This is a genomic window from Phyllobacterium endophyticum (assembly GCF_003010935.1).
In the GTDB taxonomy this organism is placed as follows: Bacteria; Pseudomonadota; Alphaproteobacteria; order Rhizobiales; family Rhizobiaceae; genus Phyllobacterium; species Phyllobacterium endophyticum.
On sequence record NZ_PGGN01000001.1, the window covers coordinates 631,489 to 650,356 of the forward strand.

General features: G+C 59.1%; 17 protein-coding genes. 15 read left to right on the plus strand and 2 right to left on the minus strand.

The features are described 5' to 3' along the window. Positions 1-4 precede the first annotated feature (4 nt). The 3 genes from CU100_RS02990 to fhuB are packed head-to-tail and all read left to right on the plus strand — an operon-like array spanning position 5 to position 3,628. A complete protein-coding gene (locus tag CU100_RS02990; RefSeq protein ID WP_106715052.1) occupies positions 5-784 on the plus strand; it encodes an ATP-binding cassette domain-containing protein in 780 nt (259 codons plus the stop codon). Further along, positions 711-1,655 (plus strand): iron-siderophore ABC transporter substrate-binding protein, encoded by a 945-nt coding sequence (locus CU100_RS02995; RefSeq protein WP_106715053.1) that lies wholly within the window; start codon positions 711-713, stop codon positions 1,653-1,655. Before CU100_RS02990 ends, CU100_RS02995 begins: the two co-directional genes overlap by 74 nt. After that, complete coding sequence (fhuB, locus tag CU100_RS03000; protein WP_106715054.1) at positions 1,652-3,628, plus strand: Fe(3+)-hydroxamate ABC transporter permease FhuB; 1,977 nt, start codon at positions 1,652-1,654, stop codon at positions 3,626-3,628. The genes CU100_RS02995 and fhuB overlap by 4 nt, the downstream gene beginning before the upstream one ends. Before the next feature lie 6 nt (positions 3,629-3,634). Here fhuB and CU100_RS03005 read toward each other — a convergent pair whose 3' ends face one another. Continuing rightward, the gene (locus CU100_RS03005; protein ID WP_106715055.1) at positions 3,635-4,177 is read right to left on the minus strand and encodes a sigma-70 family RNA polymerase sigma factor; all 543 of its coding nucleotides are present in this window, start codon (positions 4,175-4,177) and stop codon (positions 3,635-3,637) included. Between the two features lie 227 nt (positions 4,178-4,404). Here CU100_RS03005 and CU100_RS03010 point away from each other — a divergent pair, with 227 nt between their 5' ends. The 11 genes from CU100_RS03010 to CU100_RS03060 all read left to right on the plus strand — a co-directional run bounded on the left by CU100_RS03010 (position 4,405) and on the right by CU100_RS03060 (position 15,041). Further along, entirely contained in the window at positions 4,405-4,749 is a 345-nt protein-coding gene (locus CU100_RS03010; protein WP_106715056.1) for a SelT/SelW/SelH family protein, read from the plus strand. Continuing rightward, positions 4,746-5,699: a sugar-binding transcriptional regulator gene (locus tag CU100_RS03015; RefSeq protein ID WP_106715057.1), complete on the plus strand. Its 954-nt coding sequence runs from the start codon at positions 4,746-4,748 to the stop codon at positions 5,697-5,699. The genes CU100_RS03010 and CU100_RS03015 overlap by 4 nt, the downstream gene beginning before the upstream one ends. A gap of 168 nt (positions 5,700-5,867) precedes the next feature. Continuing rightward, complete coding sequence (locus tag CU100_RS03020; protein WP_106715058.1) at positions 5,868-7,178, plus strand: ABC transporter substrate-binding protein; 1,311 nt, start codon at positions 5,868-5,870, stop codon at positions 7,176-7,178. Between the two features lie 102 nt (positions 7,179-7,280). Further along, entirely contained in the window at positions 7,281-8,153 is an 873-nt protein-coding gene (locus tag CU100_RS03025) for a carbohydrate ABC transporter permease (RefSeq protein ID WP_106715059.1), read from the plus strand. A 44-nt stretch (positions 8,154-8,197) separates the two neighbouring features. Next, complete coding sequence (locus CU100_RS03030; protein WP_106715060.1) at positions 8,198-8,509, plus strand: hypothetical protein; 312 nt, start codon at positions 8,198-8,200, stop codon at positions 8,507-8,509. 3 nt (positions 8,510-8,512) lie between these two features. Next, complete coding sequence (locus CU100_RS03035; protein ID WP_106715061.1) at positions 8,513-9,343, plus strand: carbohydrate ABC transporter permease; 831 nt, start codon at positions 8,513-8,515, stop codon at positions 9,341-9,343. An 11-nt stretch (positions 9,344-9,354) separates the two neighbouring features. Continuing rightward, positions 9,355-10,353 (plus strand): ABC transporter ATP-binding protein, encoded by a 999-nt coding sequence (locus CU100_RS03040; protein WP_106715062.1) that lies wholly within the window; start codon positions 9,355-9,357, stop codon positions 10,351-10,353. Between the two features lie 72 nt (positions 10,354-10,425). Next, a complete protein-coding gene (locus tag CU100_RS03045; protein WP_106715063.1) occupies positions 10,426-11,202 on the plus strand; it encodes an L-iditol 2-dehydrogenase in 777 nt (258 codons plus the stop codon). Positions 11,203-11,276: 74 nt separating this feature from the next. Beyond that, positions 11,277-12,755, plus strand: a complete 1,479-nt coding sequence (locus CU100_RS03050) for a mannitol dehydrogenase family protein (protein WP_106715064.1) — start codon at positions 11,277-11,279, stop codon at positions 12,753-12,755. A gap of 1 nt (position 12,756) precedes the next feature. Next, a complete protein-coding gene (locus tag CU100_RS03055; RefSeq protein ID WP_106715065.1) occupies positions 12,757-13,440 on the plus strand; it encodes an HAD family hydrolase in 684 nt (227 codons plus the stop codon). Continuing rightward, positions 13,440-15,041, plus strand: a complete 1,602-nt coding sequence (locus CU100_RS03060; protein WP_106715066.1) for an FGGY-family carbohydrate kinase — start codon at positions 13,440-13,442, stop codon at positions 15,039-15,041. Before CU100_RS03055 ends, CU100_RS03060 begins: the two co-directional genes overlap by 1 nt. Positions 15,042-15,188: 147 nt before the next feature. On the opposite strand, the gene polA is transcribed toward CU100_RS03060, so the two are convergent. Beyond that, positions 15,189-18,140, minus strand: coding sequence for a DNA polymerase I (gene polA / locus CU100_RS03065; RefSeq protein ID WP_106715067.1), 2,952 nt, complete (start codon positions 18,138-18,140; stop codon positions 15,189-15,191). Between the two features lie 173 nt (positions 18,141-18,313). On the opposite strand from polA, the gene CU100_RS03070 reads away from it, so the two are divergent. Beyond that, the gene (locus CU100_RS03070) at positions 18,314-18,727 is read left to right on the plus strand and encodes a DUF2147 domain-containing protein (RefSeq protein WP_106715068.1); all 414 of its coding nucleotides are present in this window, start codon (positions 18,314-18,316) and stop codon (positions 18,725-18,727) included. Positions 18,728-18,868 lie beyond the last annotated feature (141 nt).

Sequence of the window (18,868 nt, forward strand, 5' to 3'; positions counted from 1 at the left end):
GGCGATGAACGGAACTTCTTTTTCGCTGACCGGGGTCGGTTTCACTGTGGAAGGCAGGACGCTGCTTCATCCGCTGACGCTCGACGTTCCTCGCGGCGAGGTCGTCGGCATCCTTGGCCATAATGGTTCCGGCAAATCCACGCTCCTGAAGATCCTGGCGCGCATCCAACCGGCAACGATTGGTGACGTCACCTGTCTGGGCCAGGATATCCGGGTGTTCACCACCCGGGAATACGCGCGAAACGTTGCTTACCTGCCACAGCAGGCCCCGGATACCGACGGGATGACCGTAAGCGAGGTCGTTGCTCTCGGTCGCTATCCCTGGCATGGCGCGCTAGGACGCTTTTCCAGTACGGACAAGGCAAAGGTCGCCGAGGCACTTGATCTTACCTCGCTGGCGCCGTTTGCAGCCCGCATCGTCGATACTCTCTCAGGCGGCGAACGCCAACGCGCTTTCCTGGCGATGCTCATCGCGCAGGATGCGCAATGCCTCCTCCTTGACGAGCCGATTTCCGCGCTGGATATCAATCATCAGATCGAAGTCATGCACCTGATCCGGAAACTGGCCCATGAGCACGATCGCTCCATCCTCGTCGTGCTGCATGACATCAACATGGCCGCACGTTATTGCGATCGCCTGATTGCCCTTTCGGGCGGCAAGCTTGTTGCTCACGAAGAGGCCGAACTATTGATCACGCCGGAACGGCTCGATGCCATCTATGGTGTGCGGATGGGGATTTTCACGCATCCGACTACCCGGACGCCTGTCAGCTACGTTCTCTGACCGCATGTATTCAATCGACAGACGCAGCTTCTTCGTTGGTGCAATCGCAAGCGCCGGTGCTCTGCTCGCGCCACAAGCAAACGCCGGCCCCATACGAATCGTTTCGCTCGACTATGGCCTGGCACAGACCCTCATCGAACTTGGCGTCCCGCCGGTGGGCTTGGTCGACGCGCCTGCCTGGGCGGATTGGACGATAGAACCGCCCTTGCCGGCCGGCGTCGCCAACATCGGTTCCTCCCATGAAGTCAACATGGAGCTTTTGCAGCTGCTGAAACCCGACCTGATCGTCTCGACACCATATCTCGAGTGGGTGAGATCGCAGCTTGAACAGATTGCCCCGGTCAAGTCCTTTCCGATCCATGCGCTCGGCACATCTCCCTACAAGCCTATCGTTGCGGCCACGCGGGAGCTCGGCCGCATCACCGGGCGCGCCGCCGGGGCCGAGGCATTGATCGAGCGGACGGATGCGTTACTGCTTGCAGCCAAGGAAGCAACGCGAAATCTGGCGGGAACCGGCCTCGCCGTAGTCAGTTTCCTCGATGCCCGAAATCTGCGCATCTATGGTCCAGGTGGTATCTTCCAGGACGTGTTCGACCGCCTGGAGTTGCGGAACGCTTGGCCGAAACCCACCAACGAATGGGGCTTTAGCGACATTGGCCTCGCCGACCTCGCTCTTTTGGGGGACTGCAAGCTTTTCTATATGGACCCGGTTCCATCAGATGTACTTGCGACCCTGTCCGGTAGCCCGCTCTGGCAAAGCATGCCATTCGTGCGCAGCGGCAACGTCCATCGCATGGCAAGCGTCCTCATGTTCGGGACGCTGCCATCTGCTACGCGTTTCGCCCGCCTTCTCGCGGAAGCCAGCCTATGAACCCTTCCCGCTATTCTCCCTGGCTGTCTGCTCTTGTCGTGGCGATTGCTCTCGCCGCGACTGCACTCAATTTGGGCCCGATGATCGCAAATCTTGGCCTCAGAGCGGCTTTATCGCCGCCTTCTCCCGGCGCTGGTCAGGCAGTCCTTCTCTACTACAGCCTTCTGCCGCGCCTCGCGATGGCTTGCTTGTGCGGCTTCGCGCTTGGCCTTGCCGGAACGCTCTCCCAGCAGGTGCTGCGCAATCCGCTCGCATCACCCTCGACGCTCGGTATCGAGTCGGGAGCGCAACTCGCACTCGCCATCGCCACCCTGTGGTCTCCGGCACTTATCGGCTGGAGCCGCGACGGCACGACTGCGCTGGGCGGCTTTGCGGCAATGGGCATTGTTTTCACCGTTGCCTGGCGGTTCAAGTTCCAACCGGTCGCGGTGATCCTGACCGGATTGGTGGTCGGGCTCTACTGCACGGCGATCGTTACCCTGTTGATGCTCATGAACGACCATTATCTTTCAGGTCTTTTCATCTGGGGCGGAGGTTCGCTCAACCAGAATGATTGGCGTCAGGCCGCAAGCCTTCTTCCCAAGATCGCTGCATGCTCTTTCCTGGTCCTGCTCATGGTCAGGCAATTGAACATACTCGCATTGGGTGATGCCGCGCAGAACCTCGGTGTAAGGCTTCACTTCGTGCGCGCGCTTGGCCTGTTCATTGCTGTCGCCTTGACCGCGTTCACGGTCAGTTCCGTCGGTATCATCGGCTTCCTCGGGCTTGCCGCTCCCGCCATTGCGCGCGCGATCGGAGCAAGGCGGCTCCAGTCCCGGCTTGTCATCGCGCCAATCATAGGCGCCGCATTGCTGGTCATCGTCGATCAGGCATTGCAGATGACCGCTGCGTCATTGCCCGCCGGTGCGATAACGGCCCTCGTCGGTGTCCCGGTTCTCCTGGTCGTAATGCTGCGTCGTGGCGCCTCGCTTCAGGCCATGCCATCGCATCGTCAGGTCGTTCCTGCGGCGAAGCACCCCCTGTTGCGCATATCGATCCTGATAATTGCTTTGTTCGCCGTTGCTATCCTCGCGATCGTGGCGGGCCGCGGGGTTGACGGCTCGTGGACAACCCAGGCTGGTGCGATGCTCGAACTGTTGCTGCCCTGGCGGTTGCCGCGCCTCATTGCTGCGGTTTCGGCTGGCATCATGCTTGCGCTTGCAGGCAGTCTCCTCCAGCGGTTGACGGCAAACCCGATGGCAAGTCCGGAGGTGCTCGGCGTCAGTGCCGGCACGGCATTCGGGCTGCTCTGCGTGCTGTTTCTTGTTGCCGAGCCGACTTACGGCGACCGTCTGGCCGGCGGTGTTGCAGGAGCCGCAGCCGTATTGCTCGTCCTGTTCGCCATGGGGCGCGGGTCGCGATCCGGCAACCGCTTCCTTGTTCTCGGCGTCTCACTGGGCGCTTTCCTGACAGCGCTCATATCGGTGGTTCTGGCATCGGGTGATCCGCGTGCGCTCTCGCTGGTCAGCTGGATGGCAGGTTCGACATATGCCGTGGGCAGCACCCTGGCATGGACGTCGTCGGCGTTTGCACTTGCGGGTTTTACTGCGGTGATGCTGCTGCTGCGGCCATTGCAGCAATTTACGCTCGGCGAGGCATCGGCCCACTCGCATGGCGTCGATATCCGCAAGTTCCGCGCTCTGATCATGGGCCTTGCCGCAATGTTGACTGCGGTCGCCACTCTTATTGTCGGCCCGCTTAGCTTTGTCGGTTTGATGGCACCGCATATGGCGCAGCGCTTCGGCCTTATCCGTGGACCGCAGCATCTCGTGGGCGCGGCGCTCTTTGGAGGGCTGCTGATGGCAACTGCCGATTTCCTTGGACGCACGATCTACTTTCCGTGGCAGCTTCCGACAGGGCTCATGGCAACCTTGCTCGGCGGGCCGGTGTTCGCGCTGCTCCTCGTCCGAAGCAGGCGTCGGGCTCTGGCCTGAACGGCTCTATGCAGCCCTCAGCGTGCGCTCGCAACTGCGATGCGCGTCCTTGATCATGAAGTTGACCAGCGTCCTCGATACGCCCAGTTCCTCGGCGATATCCTTCTGGGGAATGCCCTCGACGCGGTGGCGAATAAAGGCCTCGTGTGTGCGCCGGGGCAGGTTCTTCAATGAGTTGAGGACTTCATGGAGCGTCTCGGTGGCAACGATGCAATCCAATGCGCTGACATTTGCAGCAGGAAGTGTGTCGGCATCATCGATTGTCGTCATCTTCAGCTTGTCGTGAGACCTGCGCCGGGCCTCGTCCAATGCAAGATTATAGACCATGCGGCAGGCGTACCCGATGGGGCAGTGGATGCAAGTAGAACGCATGGTGCACGCTTTGACGATAGCATCTTGAAATACATCCTCAGATTGTACATGTGAGTGCAGTACATCATTCGCGATCGTGATCAACTTAGGTTTGTATTTTATCAAGGTTTCGACAAGAACGTTACTACCATACGGGCATTTAATATTTTTACCAGAGTGCTTTGTATCCGAAGCCATAGCGAAAAAGTCTCCGTATCACGTATTTGTGTTTCAAATACGTGAGTAAAGCGGCCATCATTGTTGTGTCGAAGCTATAGTTTAATATGATAAAACGAGTCAAGTTATTAAATCAAAATAGTTAGTTGAAGAGGTGCATCTAGGCTTTTGACCATGAAAATTTGGCCCTCGCAGGCCCTCACGCAGACGGCAGCTTCCAATGCCCCCGGAAAATGATATTTAGGGACATGACCATACGACCGCGCATCACCATCACCTATTGCACGCAATGCAGCTGGCTCCTCCGCTCCGCCTGGATGGCGCAGGAACTTCTGTCCACCTTCGGCGCCGACCTTGGCGAGGTGGCGCTTCTTCCCGGCACCGGCGGCATCTTCGAGATCCATGTGGATGGCGATCTCATTTGGGAGCGCAAGCGCGATGGCGGGTTCCCCGAGGCCAAGGTGCTGAAACAGAAGGTGCGCGATATCGTCTGGCCCGAACGCGACCTCGGCCATTCGGATGGGCATAAGGCCACCGGGGTCCCCGCCAGCAACGAGCGAGGCGACGCGCTTAAGGGCGGGGCAGACACGTGAGCAAGCCCGACCTCACCACGACCAAACTCGACGACGCAGCACGCGCCGGCTGGTTATATTATGTCGCCGGCAACACGCAGGACGAGATTGCCGCCAAGCTTGGAATTTCGCGCCAGTCGGCCCAGCGCATGGTCTCGCTTGCGGTATCGGAGGGGCTGGTCAAGGTCAGGCTCGATCACCCGATCGCCCATTGCCTCGATCTTGCAGCGCAGCTCCGGCAGCGCTTCGACCTGAAGATGGCGGAGGTCGTTCCGACCGATCCCGGTTCCACGTCGACGACGCTTGGGGTTGCCGATGCGGCCGCTGCGGAGATGACGCGCTGGCTGAAATCGGAAACGCCGATCATTCTCGGCATCGGCACCGGCCGGACGCTGAAAGCCGCGATCGAGCTCCTGTCGCCCATCGAATGCCCTCAGCACAAGGTCGTGTCCTTGACCGGCAATATCGCGCCGGATGGTTCTGCGGCGTTCTACAACGTCATCTTCAACATTGCCGACAAGATCAAGGCGCGCAGCTTTCCAATGCCGCTGCCTGTCATCGCCTCTTCGCCCGAGGAACGCGAGCTCCTGCACAGCCAGGCCATGATACGTCCCGTGCTGGAATTGTCTGCCCAGGCGAATGTCGCTTTTCTCGGCATCGGTGATCTTGAGGATGATGCTCCGCTTTTCATCGACGGTTTCATTTCCCGCGATGAACTCGTGGCGCTGCGGAAGGCGGGCGCCGTGTGTGAGATCGTCGGGCGGGCGTTCGACCGCGACGGCGTGCCTATCAAGGGGCTGACAAACGATCGTGTCGCCAGTGCGCACATCCCGTCGCGCGACACCGCCATGGTGATCGCAATCGCCAAGGGCGCCAAAAAGCTGCCCGGCATAGAGGCCGCGCTGAAGGGCAATCTTATCAACGGCTTGATCACCGACGAGCATACGGCGGAGACCTTGCTCGCCGCCTGAAGCTAATCAGGAAAAGTGGCAAACGGTTTTCCGTCTGGAACTTCGTCGACAGGCAAGAATCCTTCCATTGCTGCATTGCAGCGACGAATTGCACTTGACTTGCTTCGATGTTGTGTGAACATTTGCCCATACAACAAGCAATTGCTCATAACATTCGGGAGGAATGAGATGTTAACAAGAACGCTTCTGCTCGGCGCGGCGTCGGTGCTCGCCATGACGGGCTTCGCCTCTGCTGAAACGCTGACCATTGCCACGGTCAATAATGGCGACATGGTCCGCATGCAGAAATTGACCGACGATTTTACGAAGAAAAATCCGGATATCCAGCTTGAGTGGGTGACGCTTGAAGAAAACGTGTTGCGTCAGCGGGTCACGACCGACATCGCAACAAAAGGCGGGCAGTACGACGTCATGACCATCGGCACCTACGAAGTGCCGATCTGGGCCAAGCAGGGATGGCTCCTGCCGCTTGATGGTCTTGGCGCGGACTATGACAAGTCCGACCTTTTGCCGGCTATCGATGCGGCCGTGTCCGTCGACGGCAAGCTTTACGCCTCGCCGTTCTATGGCGAGAGCGCCATGGTGATGTACCGCACCGATCTCGCCGAAAAGGCCGGCGTGAAGATTTCTGAGAAGCCAACCTGGGACGAAATCGCCGACGCGGCGAGGAAGATGACTGATAAGTCCACCGAGACCTACGGCATCTGCCTGCGTGGCAAGGCAGGTTGGGGCGAGAACATGGCGCTCCTGACTGCGACTGCCAATTCGTTCGGCGCACGCTGGTTCGACGAAAAGTGGCAGCCGCAATTCGACCAGCCCGAATGGAAGAAGGCGCTGACCTTCTACGTCGACCTTATGAAGGAAGCTGGCCCTCCCGGAGCCTCGTCCAACGGCTTCAATGAAAATCTCGCGCTCTTCCAGACAGGCAAGTGCGGCATCTGGATCGATGCGACGGTTGCTGCGTCCTTCGTAACCAACCCCAAGGACTCGAAAGTTGCCGACAAGGTGGGTTATGCGCTCTTCCCGACCGGCGGTGTGGAGAACCATGGCAACTGGCTGTGGGCCTGGAACCTTGCCATCCCGGCAAGCACCAAGAAGGCCGAGGCGGCGCAGAAGTTCGTATCCTGGGCAACGGACAAGGCCTATACCGAGCTCGTTGCTAGCAAGGAAGGCTGGGCCAATGTTCCTCCGGGGACGCGCAAGTCGCTTTACGCCAATCCGGAATACCAGAAGGCGGCTCCCTTCGCCAAGATCACGCTCGATGCGATGAATGCAGCCAATACCACCAAGCCCAGCGTCAAGCCGGTGCCTTATACGGGTGGTCAGTTCGTTGCCATTCCGGAGTTCCAGGGTATCGGAACGGCCGTGGGCCAGCAGTTCTCGGCGGCACTTGCCGGATCCATGAAGGTCGATCAGGCCTTGCAGAGTGCACAGGCACTCACGACACGCGAAATGACCAAGGGCGGCTATATCAAATAGTTCGTCGATCATTCAGGCGGTCTCTGACGCAAATGTCAGCGGCCGCCGGAGCCCATCTTTTGCATTGTCGCCAATTGATGATTACTGCATCGGAACCTCACCATGGCTACGCTTCAGACACGCGCAACCGCCCGTCTCATGATGTCGCCCGCCGTCATCCTGCTGTTTTTGTGGATGATCGTGCCGCTTGTCATGACGCTCTATTTTTCGTTCCTGCGCTACAATCTCCTGATGCCGGGAACCGAGGAATTTATCGGGTTTCTCAATTATCAGTACTTCCTAACTGACCCGGCTTTCTTCACGGCACTCGGCAACACGCTCATGCTCGTCGGCGGCACGCTGCTGATCACGGTCGTCGGCGGTGTCCTGCTGGCATTGGTGCTGGACCAGCCCTTCTGGGGCCAGGGCATCGTCCGGCTTCTGGTCATCGCACCCTTCTTCGTCATGCCGACAGTGTCGGCACTGGTGTGGAAGAATATGCTGATGCATCCGGTGAATGGCTTGTTCGCATGGATAGCCCGCTCGTTCGGTTTCCAGCCGATCGACTGGTTCGCGCAACTGCCGCTGTTTTCGATCATTCTCATCGTCGCGTGGCAGTGGCTGCCTTTCGCCACGCTGATCCTTCTGACCGCCCTGCAGTCGCTCGATGGCGAACAGATCGAAGCCGCGGAGATGGACGGCGCGGGGGCGTTCTCGCGGTTTTTCTATCTGGTGCTCCCGCATATGTCGCGCGCCATCACGGTTGTCATCCTCATTCAAACCATCTTCCTGCTCAGTGTCTTCGCGGAAATTCTGGTGACGACCAATGGCGGTCCGGGGCTGCAGACGACGAACATCACCTATCTGATCTACGCACAGGCGCTCCTGCAGTTCGACGTCGGCGGCGCGTCGGCTGGCGGCATCGTCGCGGTCGTCCTTGCCAACATCGTCGCGTTCTTCCTCATTCGCCTCATCGGCAAGAACCTGGAGAGGTGAGAGCCTTTCCCGGCCATATTGACCTATTCTGACGGAGGCATGTTGTGACAAGATCAAGCAAAGACGCGAAGACCCGCACCTTTCGTGCGGGCGAGTGGCTTGGCGCCGATATTGGCGCAACAGGTCCCGTCCCACTGGTCGAACCGCATTTCTCTCGAAATGTGGATAATGCGACCAGCGGGTTTGAAAGCTTGTTGGTTTGCAAAGCAAACCAACGGCTGGGTTTCCGGCTGACGGACACCCGCTTTGTCAGGCGGCTTCGTCCGATGAACCACATCGACCTCGCCACCTTCCGCGCGGATTGTCTCGCCAGCCGAGAAACAGAATACGGCCAATATGGCCGGGAAAGGCTCTAAGCCATGGCCCGCGCAGTCACACCTCGCCGCAAGCTGATATTCACCATCGTCGGCTGGAGCATCGGCTTTCTGATCTTTTTCCCGATCCTGTGGACGTTCCTTACCAGCTTCAAGTCGGAAGGGACCGCGATCGCCACGCCTCCGCAATTCCTGTTCTTCGATTGGACCCTGGAAAACTATCATGAGGTGCAAAGCCGGTCGGACTACATGAAACACGTCATCAATTCCGTGGTGATCTCGGTCGGATCGACGCTCATCGGTCTGGCACTTGCCATTCCAGCCGCATGGGCGATGGCGTTCTCGCCCACGAAGCGCACCAAGGACGTGCTGATGTGGATGCTCTCCACCAAGATGATGCCGCCGGTCGGCGTGCTTGTACCGCTCTATCTGATCTTCCGCGACTGGGGCCTGCTGGACACGCGGCTTGGTCTCGTAGCTATCCTGACGATGATCAATCTGCCGATCATCGTCTGGATGCTCTATACGTATTTCAAGGAAATCCCGGGTGAGATTCTCGAAGCAGCGCGCATGGATGGCGCGTCGCTGATGAAGGAGATCGTCTATGTGCTGACGCCCATGGCTGTGCCGGGAATCGCGTCGACCATGCTGCTCAATATCATTCTCGCATGGAACGAGGCGTTCTGGACGTTGAACCTGACAGCCGCGAATGCTGCCCCGCTCACCGCGTTCATCGCATCCTACTCCAGTCCTGAAGGTCTGTTCTGGGCCAAGTTGTCGGCCGCATCTACCATGGCAATTGCGCCGATCCTGATCATGGGATGGTTCAGCCAAAAGCAGTTGGTGCGCGGCCTGACCTTCGGCGCCGTGAAATAAGGGGGAATATTATGGGAAGCATCACACTCGAGAAAGTATCGAAGTCATTCGGAACCACGTCGGTTATTCCGGAGATCGATCTTGAAATCGTCGATGGAGAATTCGTTGTCTTCGTCGGTCCCTCCGGTTGTGGCAAGTCCACGCTCCTGCGGATGATTGCCGGTCTCGAAGATCTGAGCGGCGGCCGCATCATCATCGACGGCAAGGATATGTCGAGCGAGGCGCCTGCCAGGCGCGGCCTCTCAATGGTATTCCAGTCCTATGCGCTTTATCCGCATATGAGCGTCTACGGCAACATCGCGTTTCCCCTGAAGATGGATGGCCAGGACAAGGCTGCGATCGACAAGAAGGTCAAGGACGCGGCGCATATCCTCAATCTCACCAACTATCTCGATCGCCGTCCCGGGCAACTCTCCGGTGGCCAGCGCCAGCGCGTTGCCATCGGCCGTGCAATCGTGCGCCAGCCCAAGGCTTTCCTCTTCGACGAGCCGCTATCCAATCTCGATGCGGCGCTGCGCGGGAATATGCGGCTGGAGATCAGCGATCTGCATCACCAGCTGAAAACGACGATGATTTACGTCACCCACGATCAGGTGGAAGCGATGACCATGGCCGACAAGATCGTGGTGCTCAACGCCGGAAGGATCGAACAGGTCGGATCGCCACTCGAACTTTACCGCAGTCCGAGAAATGTCTTCGTTGCCGGGTTCATCGGCTCACCCCGCATGAACCTCATCGAGGGACAGGAAGCGGCCAGGCAGAACGCGGTCACACTCGGTGTGCGGCCGGAACATGTCCGTATCTCAAAGACAGAGGGTACCTGGAAAGGCACCGTTGGAGTGACGGAACACCTCGGTTCCGACACCTTCATCCACGTGCAGGCTGACGGGATCGGCAAGATCACCGTTCGGACCGATGGAGATTTCACGACCGAATTCGGGCAGCAAGTTTTTCTGACGCCCGAGGCGGCGCGGCTGCATCGCTTCGACGCGAATGGCCAGGCAATCTGAGAAATTGCAGGAACGTGGGACCGGGTTTCCGCAATTGCAACAAAGTAGAGCAGGACAAGACAGGTAGTTGAAATGAACAGACTGGCAGGCAAGACGGCATTCATCACAGGTTCGGCGCGTGGCATCGGTCGTTCGTTCGCGGCGGCCTATATAGGCGAGGGAGCAGCCCATGTGGTGATCGCCGATATCGATCTGGAGCGTGCGCAGCAGACGGCGCGGGAGCTTGGCAGTCAAGCCCATGCCGTGAAATTGGATGTCACGAACCAGGCCTCCATCGATGCCGCGGTAAACGAAACGGTCGAAAAGTTTGGCGGTATCGACGTTCTGGTAAACAACGCTGCCTTGTTCGATCTGGCGCCGATTGTCGAAATCACCCGCGAAAGCTACGAGAAGCTCTTCGCCGTCAATTTTTCCGGTACGCTCTTCACATTGCAGGCAGTCGCAAAGACGATGATCGCACGCGGCAAGGGCGGCAAGATCATCAACATGGCCAGTCAGGCGGGACGCCGCGGCGAGCCGCTCGTGGCGATCTACTGCGCCACCAAGGCGGCCGTCATCAGCCTGACCCAGTCCGCCGGCCTCAACCTGATCGAACACGGTATCAACGTGAATGCAATCGCCCCAGGAGTGGTCGACGGCGAACACTGGGAAGGCGTCGATGCACTTTTTGCCAAATATGAAAACAGGCCACGCGGCGAGAAGAAGCGCCTCGTCGGCGAGGCCGTGCCCTATGGCCGCATGGGTACCGCCGAAGATTTGACTGGTATGGCGATTTTCCTCGCGAGCAGCGAGAGCGATTACATCGTCGCGCAAACCTACAATGTCGACGGCGGCAACTGGATGAGCTGAGTTATCTTCCCCTTGTGGGAGAGAAAACTCGGCACCTCTACGGCCACTTTATTACTAATGAAAGGGTAGGCCCGATGACGATCAAACTCTCGAAAGCCGCACTAGCGAACCTGCCGGCCAATATCGGCGTTCCCGGCTACGATCAGTCCGACCTGACGGCCGGTATCATCCATTTCGGCATTGGAAATTTTCATCGCGCCCATCAGGCCGTCTATCTCGATGCATTGTTCAACGCCGGCACGGATCATGAATGGGGCCTCGTTGGCGCAGGTGTCCTGGCCTCCGACGAGGTCATGCGCCAGAAACTCGAGGCACAGGATTGGCTGACCACCGTCGTCGAGCAGGATAGCGGCCACCGGACGGCGCACGTTACTTCCTCCATGATCGATTACCTCCAGCCCGGCGATAGCGCCACTATCATCGCGCGCCTTGCCGATCCGCAGATCCGCATCGTTTCGATGACCATTACCGAGGGCGGCTATTTCATCGATCCCGCGTCCGGTGTTTTCAATCCGCAACATCCGGCGATTGCGGCAGATGCGGCGGACATTACAACTCCTCAAACCGTTTTCGGTCTGATCCTTGCCGGCTTGATCCGCCGCCGCAACGAAGGAACCGCGCCGTTTACCGTAATGTCCTGTGACAATATACCGGGCAATGGCCATGTGACGTGCGATGCGGTCAGCGGCCTTGCGGCACTCATCGACGCCAACCTCGCGGAATGGATCAGGCATGCCGTTGCATTCCCCAACAGTATGGTGGATCGCATAACTCCCGCCACCACCGACCGCGAGCGCGAGCTTCTGGCGGCCGATTTCGGCATAGAGGATAATTGGCCCGTGTTCTGCGAACCGTTCAAGCAATGGGTGCTCGAGGACAAGTTCCCCATGGGGAGACCCGCGCTCGAGAAAGTCGGCGTTACCTTCGTCGACGATGTGGCACCTTACGAACTGATGAAGATCCGCATCCTCAACGGCGGCCATGCGGCGATCGCTTATCCGGCAGCCTTGATGGACATTCATTTCGTGCACGAAGCGATGGAGGAGCCGCTTGTCCGCGACTTCCTGGCAAAGCTCGAGCGTGAAGAGATCATCCCGGTCCTGCCCGCCGTGCCGGGCATGCCCTTCGACGAATATTTCGACCTCATCGTGCGGCGGTTCTCCAATCCTAAGATCGGCGATACGATCCAGCGCCTTTGCCAGGACGGCTCCAACCGCCAGCCCAAATTCGTGCTGCCGACGACGGCAGACCGGCTGAGGGCCGGCAGGAGCGTCACCGGCCTGTCGCTCGTATCGGCGCTGTGGTGCCGCTTCTGCGCGGGCACGACCGATTCCGGCAAGCCGACGAACTATCTCGATGCAAGCGCCGAACGCTTGAAGGTTGAAGCGCTGAAGGCTAAGGATGATCCCAAGGCATTCCTCGCGATGACCGACATCTTCGGTGAGGTCGGTACATCGCCGATATTTGTCGAATCTTTCTCGCGGATACTCCGCACACTCTGGGACAAAGGCGCCCGGGAGACCCTCAAGCTCTACCTGGACGACAAGCTTTGACATGACGAAACCGGATCTCATTATTTTCGATTGCGACGGCGTCCTTGTTGATAGCGAACCGATATCCATCGCCGTCCTCCTTGATATGATCACCAGGAGCGGCGTTACCATGTCCGAGGACGATGCCTATGATCGCTTCCTTGGGCGCAGCATGACGACGATCAGCAAGGTGCTGCACGAAGATTACGGTTTCGCCGCAAGCGAGGCCGATCTCGATGAGATGCGGGCAAATCTCTTTGCACGTTTCGAGCTCGATCTGCAGCCTATACCGGGTATTGCGGAGACTTTGCGCAGGCTCGATGTACCGCGCTGCGTGGCTTCGTCGAGCCAGCCGGACCGCATTCGCCTGTCGCTGAAACTGACAGGGCTGCTCGACCTCCTCGATCCGCACATTTTCAGTGCGACCATGGTCAAGCACGGGAAGCCGGCGCCGGACCTCTTTCTCCTTGCTGCAAAAACGATGAAAGTCGATCCGAAGGATTGCATCGTGGTCGAAGACAGCCCGGCAGGGATCGAAGCTGCAAAAAGCGCCGGAATGCGGGTTTTCGCATTCACTGGCGGCACACACTCGCGCGGCGGGCGGCTGGAGGCTGCACTTGCGTCCCGCAACCCGGACCGTATATTCAGCGACATGTTGGAGTTGCCGGGCTTGCTCATGCAGGAAGCCACACCGAAAGTTCTTTGATGGCCGGAGCAATAGGCTCTCGATATGTCTGTGCTGTAGATGTCGGGACAGGTAGCGCGCGTGCGGGCATCCTCGACGCCGGGGGAAATCTCCTTGGCCGCGTCGAGCACCCGATTTTGATGAACAGGCCGCTTGCCGATCATGCGGAACATGATTCCGAAGACATCTGGAAATCCGTATGCATCGCCGTACGCGGCGCTCTTGCTGCCTCGAAGGTCGATCCCTCTCACGTCGTTGGCATTAGCTTCGATGCCACCTGTTCGCTGGTCGTCAGGGATACGGAGGGCAAGCCTTTGTCCGTCTCGACCTCCGGCGAGAACAGGTGGGATACAATCGTCTGGCTTGACCATCGCGCGCTTGATGAGGCGGATGAATGCACGGCCACCGGTCACAGGGTGCTGAGCTATCTCGGCGGCGTGATGTCGCCGGAAATGCAGACACCGAAACTGATGTGGCTCAAGCGGCACTTGCCGGAAACCTGGAACAGAGCCGGGTATTTCTTCGATCTTGCCGACTATCTCGGCTGGAAAGCAACTGGATCGCTCGTCCGGTCACAGTGCACGCTTACGTGCAAATGGACCTATCTGGCACATGAGGAAAGAGGCTGGCAGCCGGACTACCTCGAGGCCGTCGGTCTGTCCGACATGGTGGAGAGGGGCAATCTGCCCGAACTCGCGTCCGCAGTCGGTACCGATATCGGACCGCTGACGCTTGAAGCGGCAACCGCGCTCGGGCTGACCACGTCCTGCCACGTCGGGGCGGGGTTGATCGACGCCTATGCCGGCGCTCTCGGTGTCCTCGGTGGCTTTGCCGGCGATCTTGCGCAGATCGATCGCCATCTTGCGCTGATCGCGGGCACGTCCAGTTGCCTCATGGCTCTGTCGCGCGAGCCGATTTCGTTCAGCGGCGGATGGGGGCCCTATCATGGCGTCGCCCTGCCCGATGTCTGGCTTAGCGAGGGCGGACAGTCCGTGACCGGAGCGCTCCTCGATCATGTCACCCGCTGGCATGGTGCAGTTGGCGAACCGAACCCCGCCCTGCACAAGAAAATCACCGAGCGCATCGTTGAATTGCGCGCGCAGGAAGGGCCGGACCTCGCCAGCCGCCTGCACGTCCTGCCGGACTTCCATGGCAATCGCTCGCCTCTCGCCGATCCGCACGCGGTGGGTGTGATCAGCGGCCTTACCCTCGATGCATCGTTCGACAGCCTTTGCCGCCTCTACTGGCGCACCTGCGTCGCAATCGCGCTGGGTGTCCGGCATATCCTCGATGCGCTGAACGACAGGGGCTATGCCATCGACACCATGCATGTGACGGGCGGCCACACCAAGAGCCCGCTGCTGATGGAGCTTTATGCGGACGCCACCGGTTGCACCGTCATAACCTCGGCGGCAGAAGATGCGGTGCTGCTCGGCACTGCAATGGTTGCGGCGACGGCCGCCGGCATCTACCCCGATCTGCCTGCTGCATGTATCGCGATGAAACAGGGCGGCCATGCCCGCCAGCCGAACCCGGCCGCTCGGGATCGTCTAGACCGCGATTACCGTATTTTCCTCGAAATGCATGCCCAGCGGAAAGTGTTGGACGCGCTGCAGTCCTAGAGACGGCTCCGACTATCTCTCCCGTTGTGGAAAATCCAAGTGAGGGGGTAGTTCAGCGAGGCAAACCCCCTCTCATTTCCAGCACTTAGCAAGGCCAAGATGCTGAAATCGCATTCTCCCCCACAAGGAGGGGAGATAAGACAGTCTCTAGTGCGCCTCGTCCCAGTTGTGCGCCGCCCGTGCATCCACATGCAGCGGCACCGACAGCGATACTGCGGGCATCGCCGCATTCTCCATCACATGCCGGATGACCGGGATAGTCGCTTCGACTTCCTCGTCGGATGTCTCGAAGATCAGTTCGTCATGGACTTGCAGCAGCATGCGGGCGGAGAGCTTGGCTTCGTTCAACGCAGGCTCCATGCGCACCATGGCCCTGCGGATGATGTCGGCCGCCGAACCCTGGATCGGCGCGTTGATCGCGGCGCGTTCGTTGAACGCCCTGTGTGTCGGATTGGACGAGCGTATTTCGGGATAGTGCGCGCGCCGGCCGAAAATCGTCTCCACATAGCCATGCTGGCGGGCGAACGCCTTCGTCGCTTCCATATAATCCTTGATGCCGGGGAAACGGTCGAAATAGGTGCGAATATACTGGCCGGCTTCCTCGCGTGGAATGGACAGCTGGTTGGCCAGGCCGAACGCCGAGATACCATAGATAATGCCGAAATTGATGGCTTTGGCCCGGCGTCGAACCTCCGAAGGCATGTCCTTCACCGGCACGCCGAACATCTCTGACGCAGTCATCGCGTGAATATCGATGCCATCGGCAAAGGCCTGCGTCAGCTGCGGAATTTCGGCGACATGCGCCAGTACCCGCAATTCGATCTGGCTGTAATCGGCCGATATCAGCTTGTTTCCCGGCTCGGCAATGAACGCGGTGCGTATCTTGCGGCCCTCGCTGGTGCGGATCGGAATATTCTGCAGGTTCGGCTCGGATGATGAAAGCCGTCCCGTGGAAGTCGCCGCCATGGCATAAGAGGTGTGCACGCGCTTGGTACGGGGATTGATATACCCGGGCAGGGCGTCAGTATAAGTGGATTTGAGCTTCGTCAACTGGCGCCAGTCGACGATCTTGCGCGGCAGTTCGTGACCTTCGGCAGCAAGGTCTTCGAGAAGCTGCGCGGAGGTGGACCATTGGCCGGTCTTCGTCTTGGAACCGCCGGGGAGACCCATCTTGCCGAACAGGATATCTCCCATCTGTTTTGGTGAGCCGATATTGATCTTCTCGCCGGCAAGCCGGTAAATATCCTCCTCGATCGCCGCGGCGGATTGGGCGAGGTCGCCCGACAGCCGCGATAATATCTGGCGGTCGACCGAAATCCCGCGCTCTTCCATGCGCGCAAGTACGGGGATCAGCGGCCGCTCCAGCCGCTCATAAACGGACATCAGCCCATCGGCGACGAGACGCGGCTTCAGCAGACGCCAGAGCCGCAAGGTGACGTCGGCGTCTTCCGCCGCGTACTCCGTTGCCCGCTCGATGGAGACCTTGTCGAATGTAACCGACGATTTGCCCGATCCGATCAAATCCTTGTAGGCGAGCGGCTTGTGCCCCAGCCAGCGATCGCACAGACTATCCATGCTGTGACTGCCTTCCCCGGCGTCCAGCACGTAGGAGATCAGCATTGTATCGTCGAGCGGGTGGAGGTCGATGCCGTAACGATGCATGACAAGCCACTCGTATTTCATACTGTGCGCGATCTTCAGGACCGACGCGTCCTCCAGAAGCGGCTTCAACATGCGAAACACTTCGCGCTCGGGGATCTGGTGTGCGACCAGCCCGCCGCCGAGGAGATCGCCGTCGCCGGACACGTGGTTGATCGGGATATAAGCTGCCCGCCCGGGCCTCGTCGCCAGCGACAGGCCGACCACTTCGGTCTGCATCGGATCCGCGGACGTGGTTTCCGTGTCGAACGCTATCACGCCCGATGCCATCGCTTCGTCGATCCAGACCTGCAATGCGGCAACGTCCCGAATGGTGGCATAGGAGCTGCGATCGATCTTGGCTGAAAGCGCCTGGTCGGTCCTCGATTTCACCAGATCCGCCGGGGTGGCCTGAATATTGCCGTTCGCGGTCTTGGGCGACGGGACATTTGCCGTCACAGGTGCCGGGGGTTTGGGAAGGTCATCCTCATTCGAGATATCGAGATCCGGCCCGTGTGCCTCTGCGACCGCTTGGATAATCACGTTCGCCGGTTCGATTTCGCTGGCGTCGACGCCTGTTGCCTCTGCCGCACGCCGCGTCAGCGCATTGAACTCCATCGCCTTCAAAAAGGCGACGAGCCTCGGGCCGTTCTGCGGTTCAAGGCTGAAATCCTCGATACCGACATCGACCGGCGTGTCGGTTTTCAGGGTTACCAGCTGGCGCGAGATGCGCGCCTGCTCGGCATATTGAATGATGTTCTCGCGCCGCTTCTGCTGTTTGATTTCGCTCGCCCTTGCAAGCAGCGTATCGAGATCGCCGAACTCCTCCAGCAACTGCGCCGCCGTTTTGGGTCCGATGCCAGGAATTCCCGGCACATTGTCGGTCGAATCGCCTGTCATTGCCTGCAGGTCGATCATCTTTTCGGGGGGAACGCCCCACTTCTCGATAACATCGGGAATGCGGATCTGCTTGTCCTTCATGCTGTCATACATCGTCACCAGCGGCGTGACGAGCTGCATCAGATCCTTGTCGGACGAGATGATCGTGACCTCTGCGCCCACCGCCTCGGCCTGCCGGGCATAGGTCGCTATCAGGTCATCCGCCTCGTAGCCGTCCTTTTCGATACAGGGAAGGTTGAAAGCCTTCGTGGCCTGGCGAATCAGGCCGAACTGCGGAATGAGGTCCTCCGGCGGGGCAGACCGATTTGCCTTGTAGTCGGGATAGATCTGCTTGCGGAATGTGTGGGCGGAATAGTCGAAGATCACCGCGAAATGCGTGGGAGTATCGCGAACGGAAGTATCGCGCGCTTCCCTCAATAATTTCCACAACATGTTGCAAAAACCGGAGACTGCACCCACCGGCAGGCCGTCGGATTTGCGCGTCAAGGGGGGGAGTGCGTGGTAGGCCCTGAAGATGTAACCCGAGCCGTCAACGAGGAAGAGATGATCACCTTTTTTCATGGTGCCTACGATTAAATGATGATCGGGAAAAAGGAAATGCGGTGGTTGCGGCGTGCGGAAGAAAAAGAATAGCGCCTGAAATCGAAGCCGCCTAACAGAAATTTGCAGCTGTTGTCGCACCCGTGCAATAATGTCGGCAGGCGCAGATCATTAGCAAAAATAGGAAGATAACATTGTCCATTTCAAAGAAGCTCATTCTCCCGGTCGCTTTTGCAGGCATATTGACTGTCTCTGCCGGAGCGCAGACGCGGGATATCACCGGAACTTTTGTCAACGAATCGGGCGGCACGAAAGTCCGGTTGGTCAATTGTGATGCCGGTGTTTGCGGCACGGTCATCTGGATGAGAGAACCGGTCAAGGACGTCAAAAATCCGGATGCCTCCAAGCGCGATCGCCCCGTCATAGGCCTTCAGGCCGTGACCCTCAAGCCAACAGGCTCCGGCACCTATGCCGGCTCGCTCTATGACACGGAGAGCGGCAAGACCTATTCGGGCAAGGCAAAGCTTGCGGGAGATGATGTTGAGCTTTCGGGCTGCGTGCTTGGCGGCCTCATTTGCAAAACCTCGGTATGGAAGCGCTCTGAATAGAGGCTGTTTTCGAGCACGCGCGCATCACGCGTTTGTTACAAAGATGTAATCTCCGGTGCCCTTGAATTGCCACGGTTTGCCCCCCAAATCCATAGGTGTCGACGTTAGATCGATGTCCGGTTTATAAGGCTCGTCCCCCGC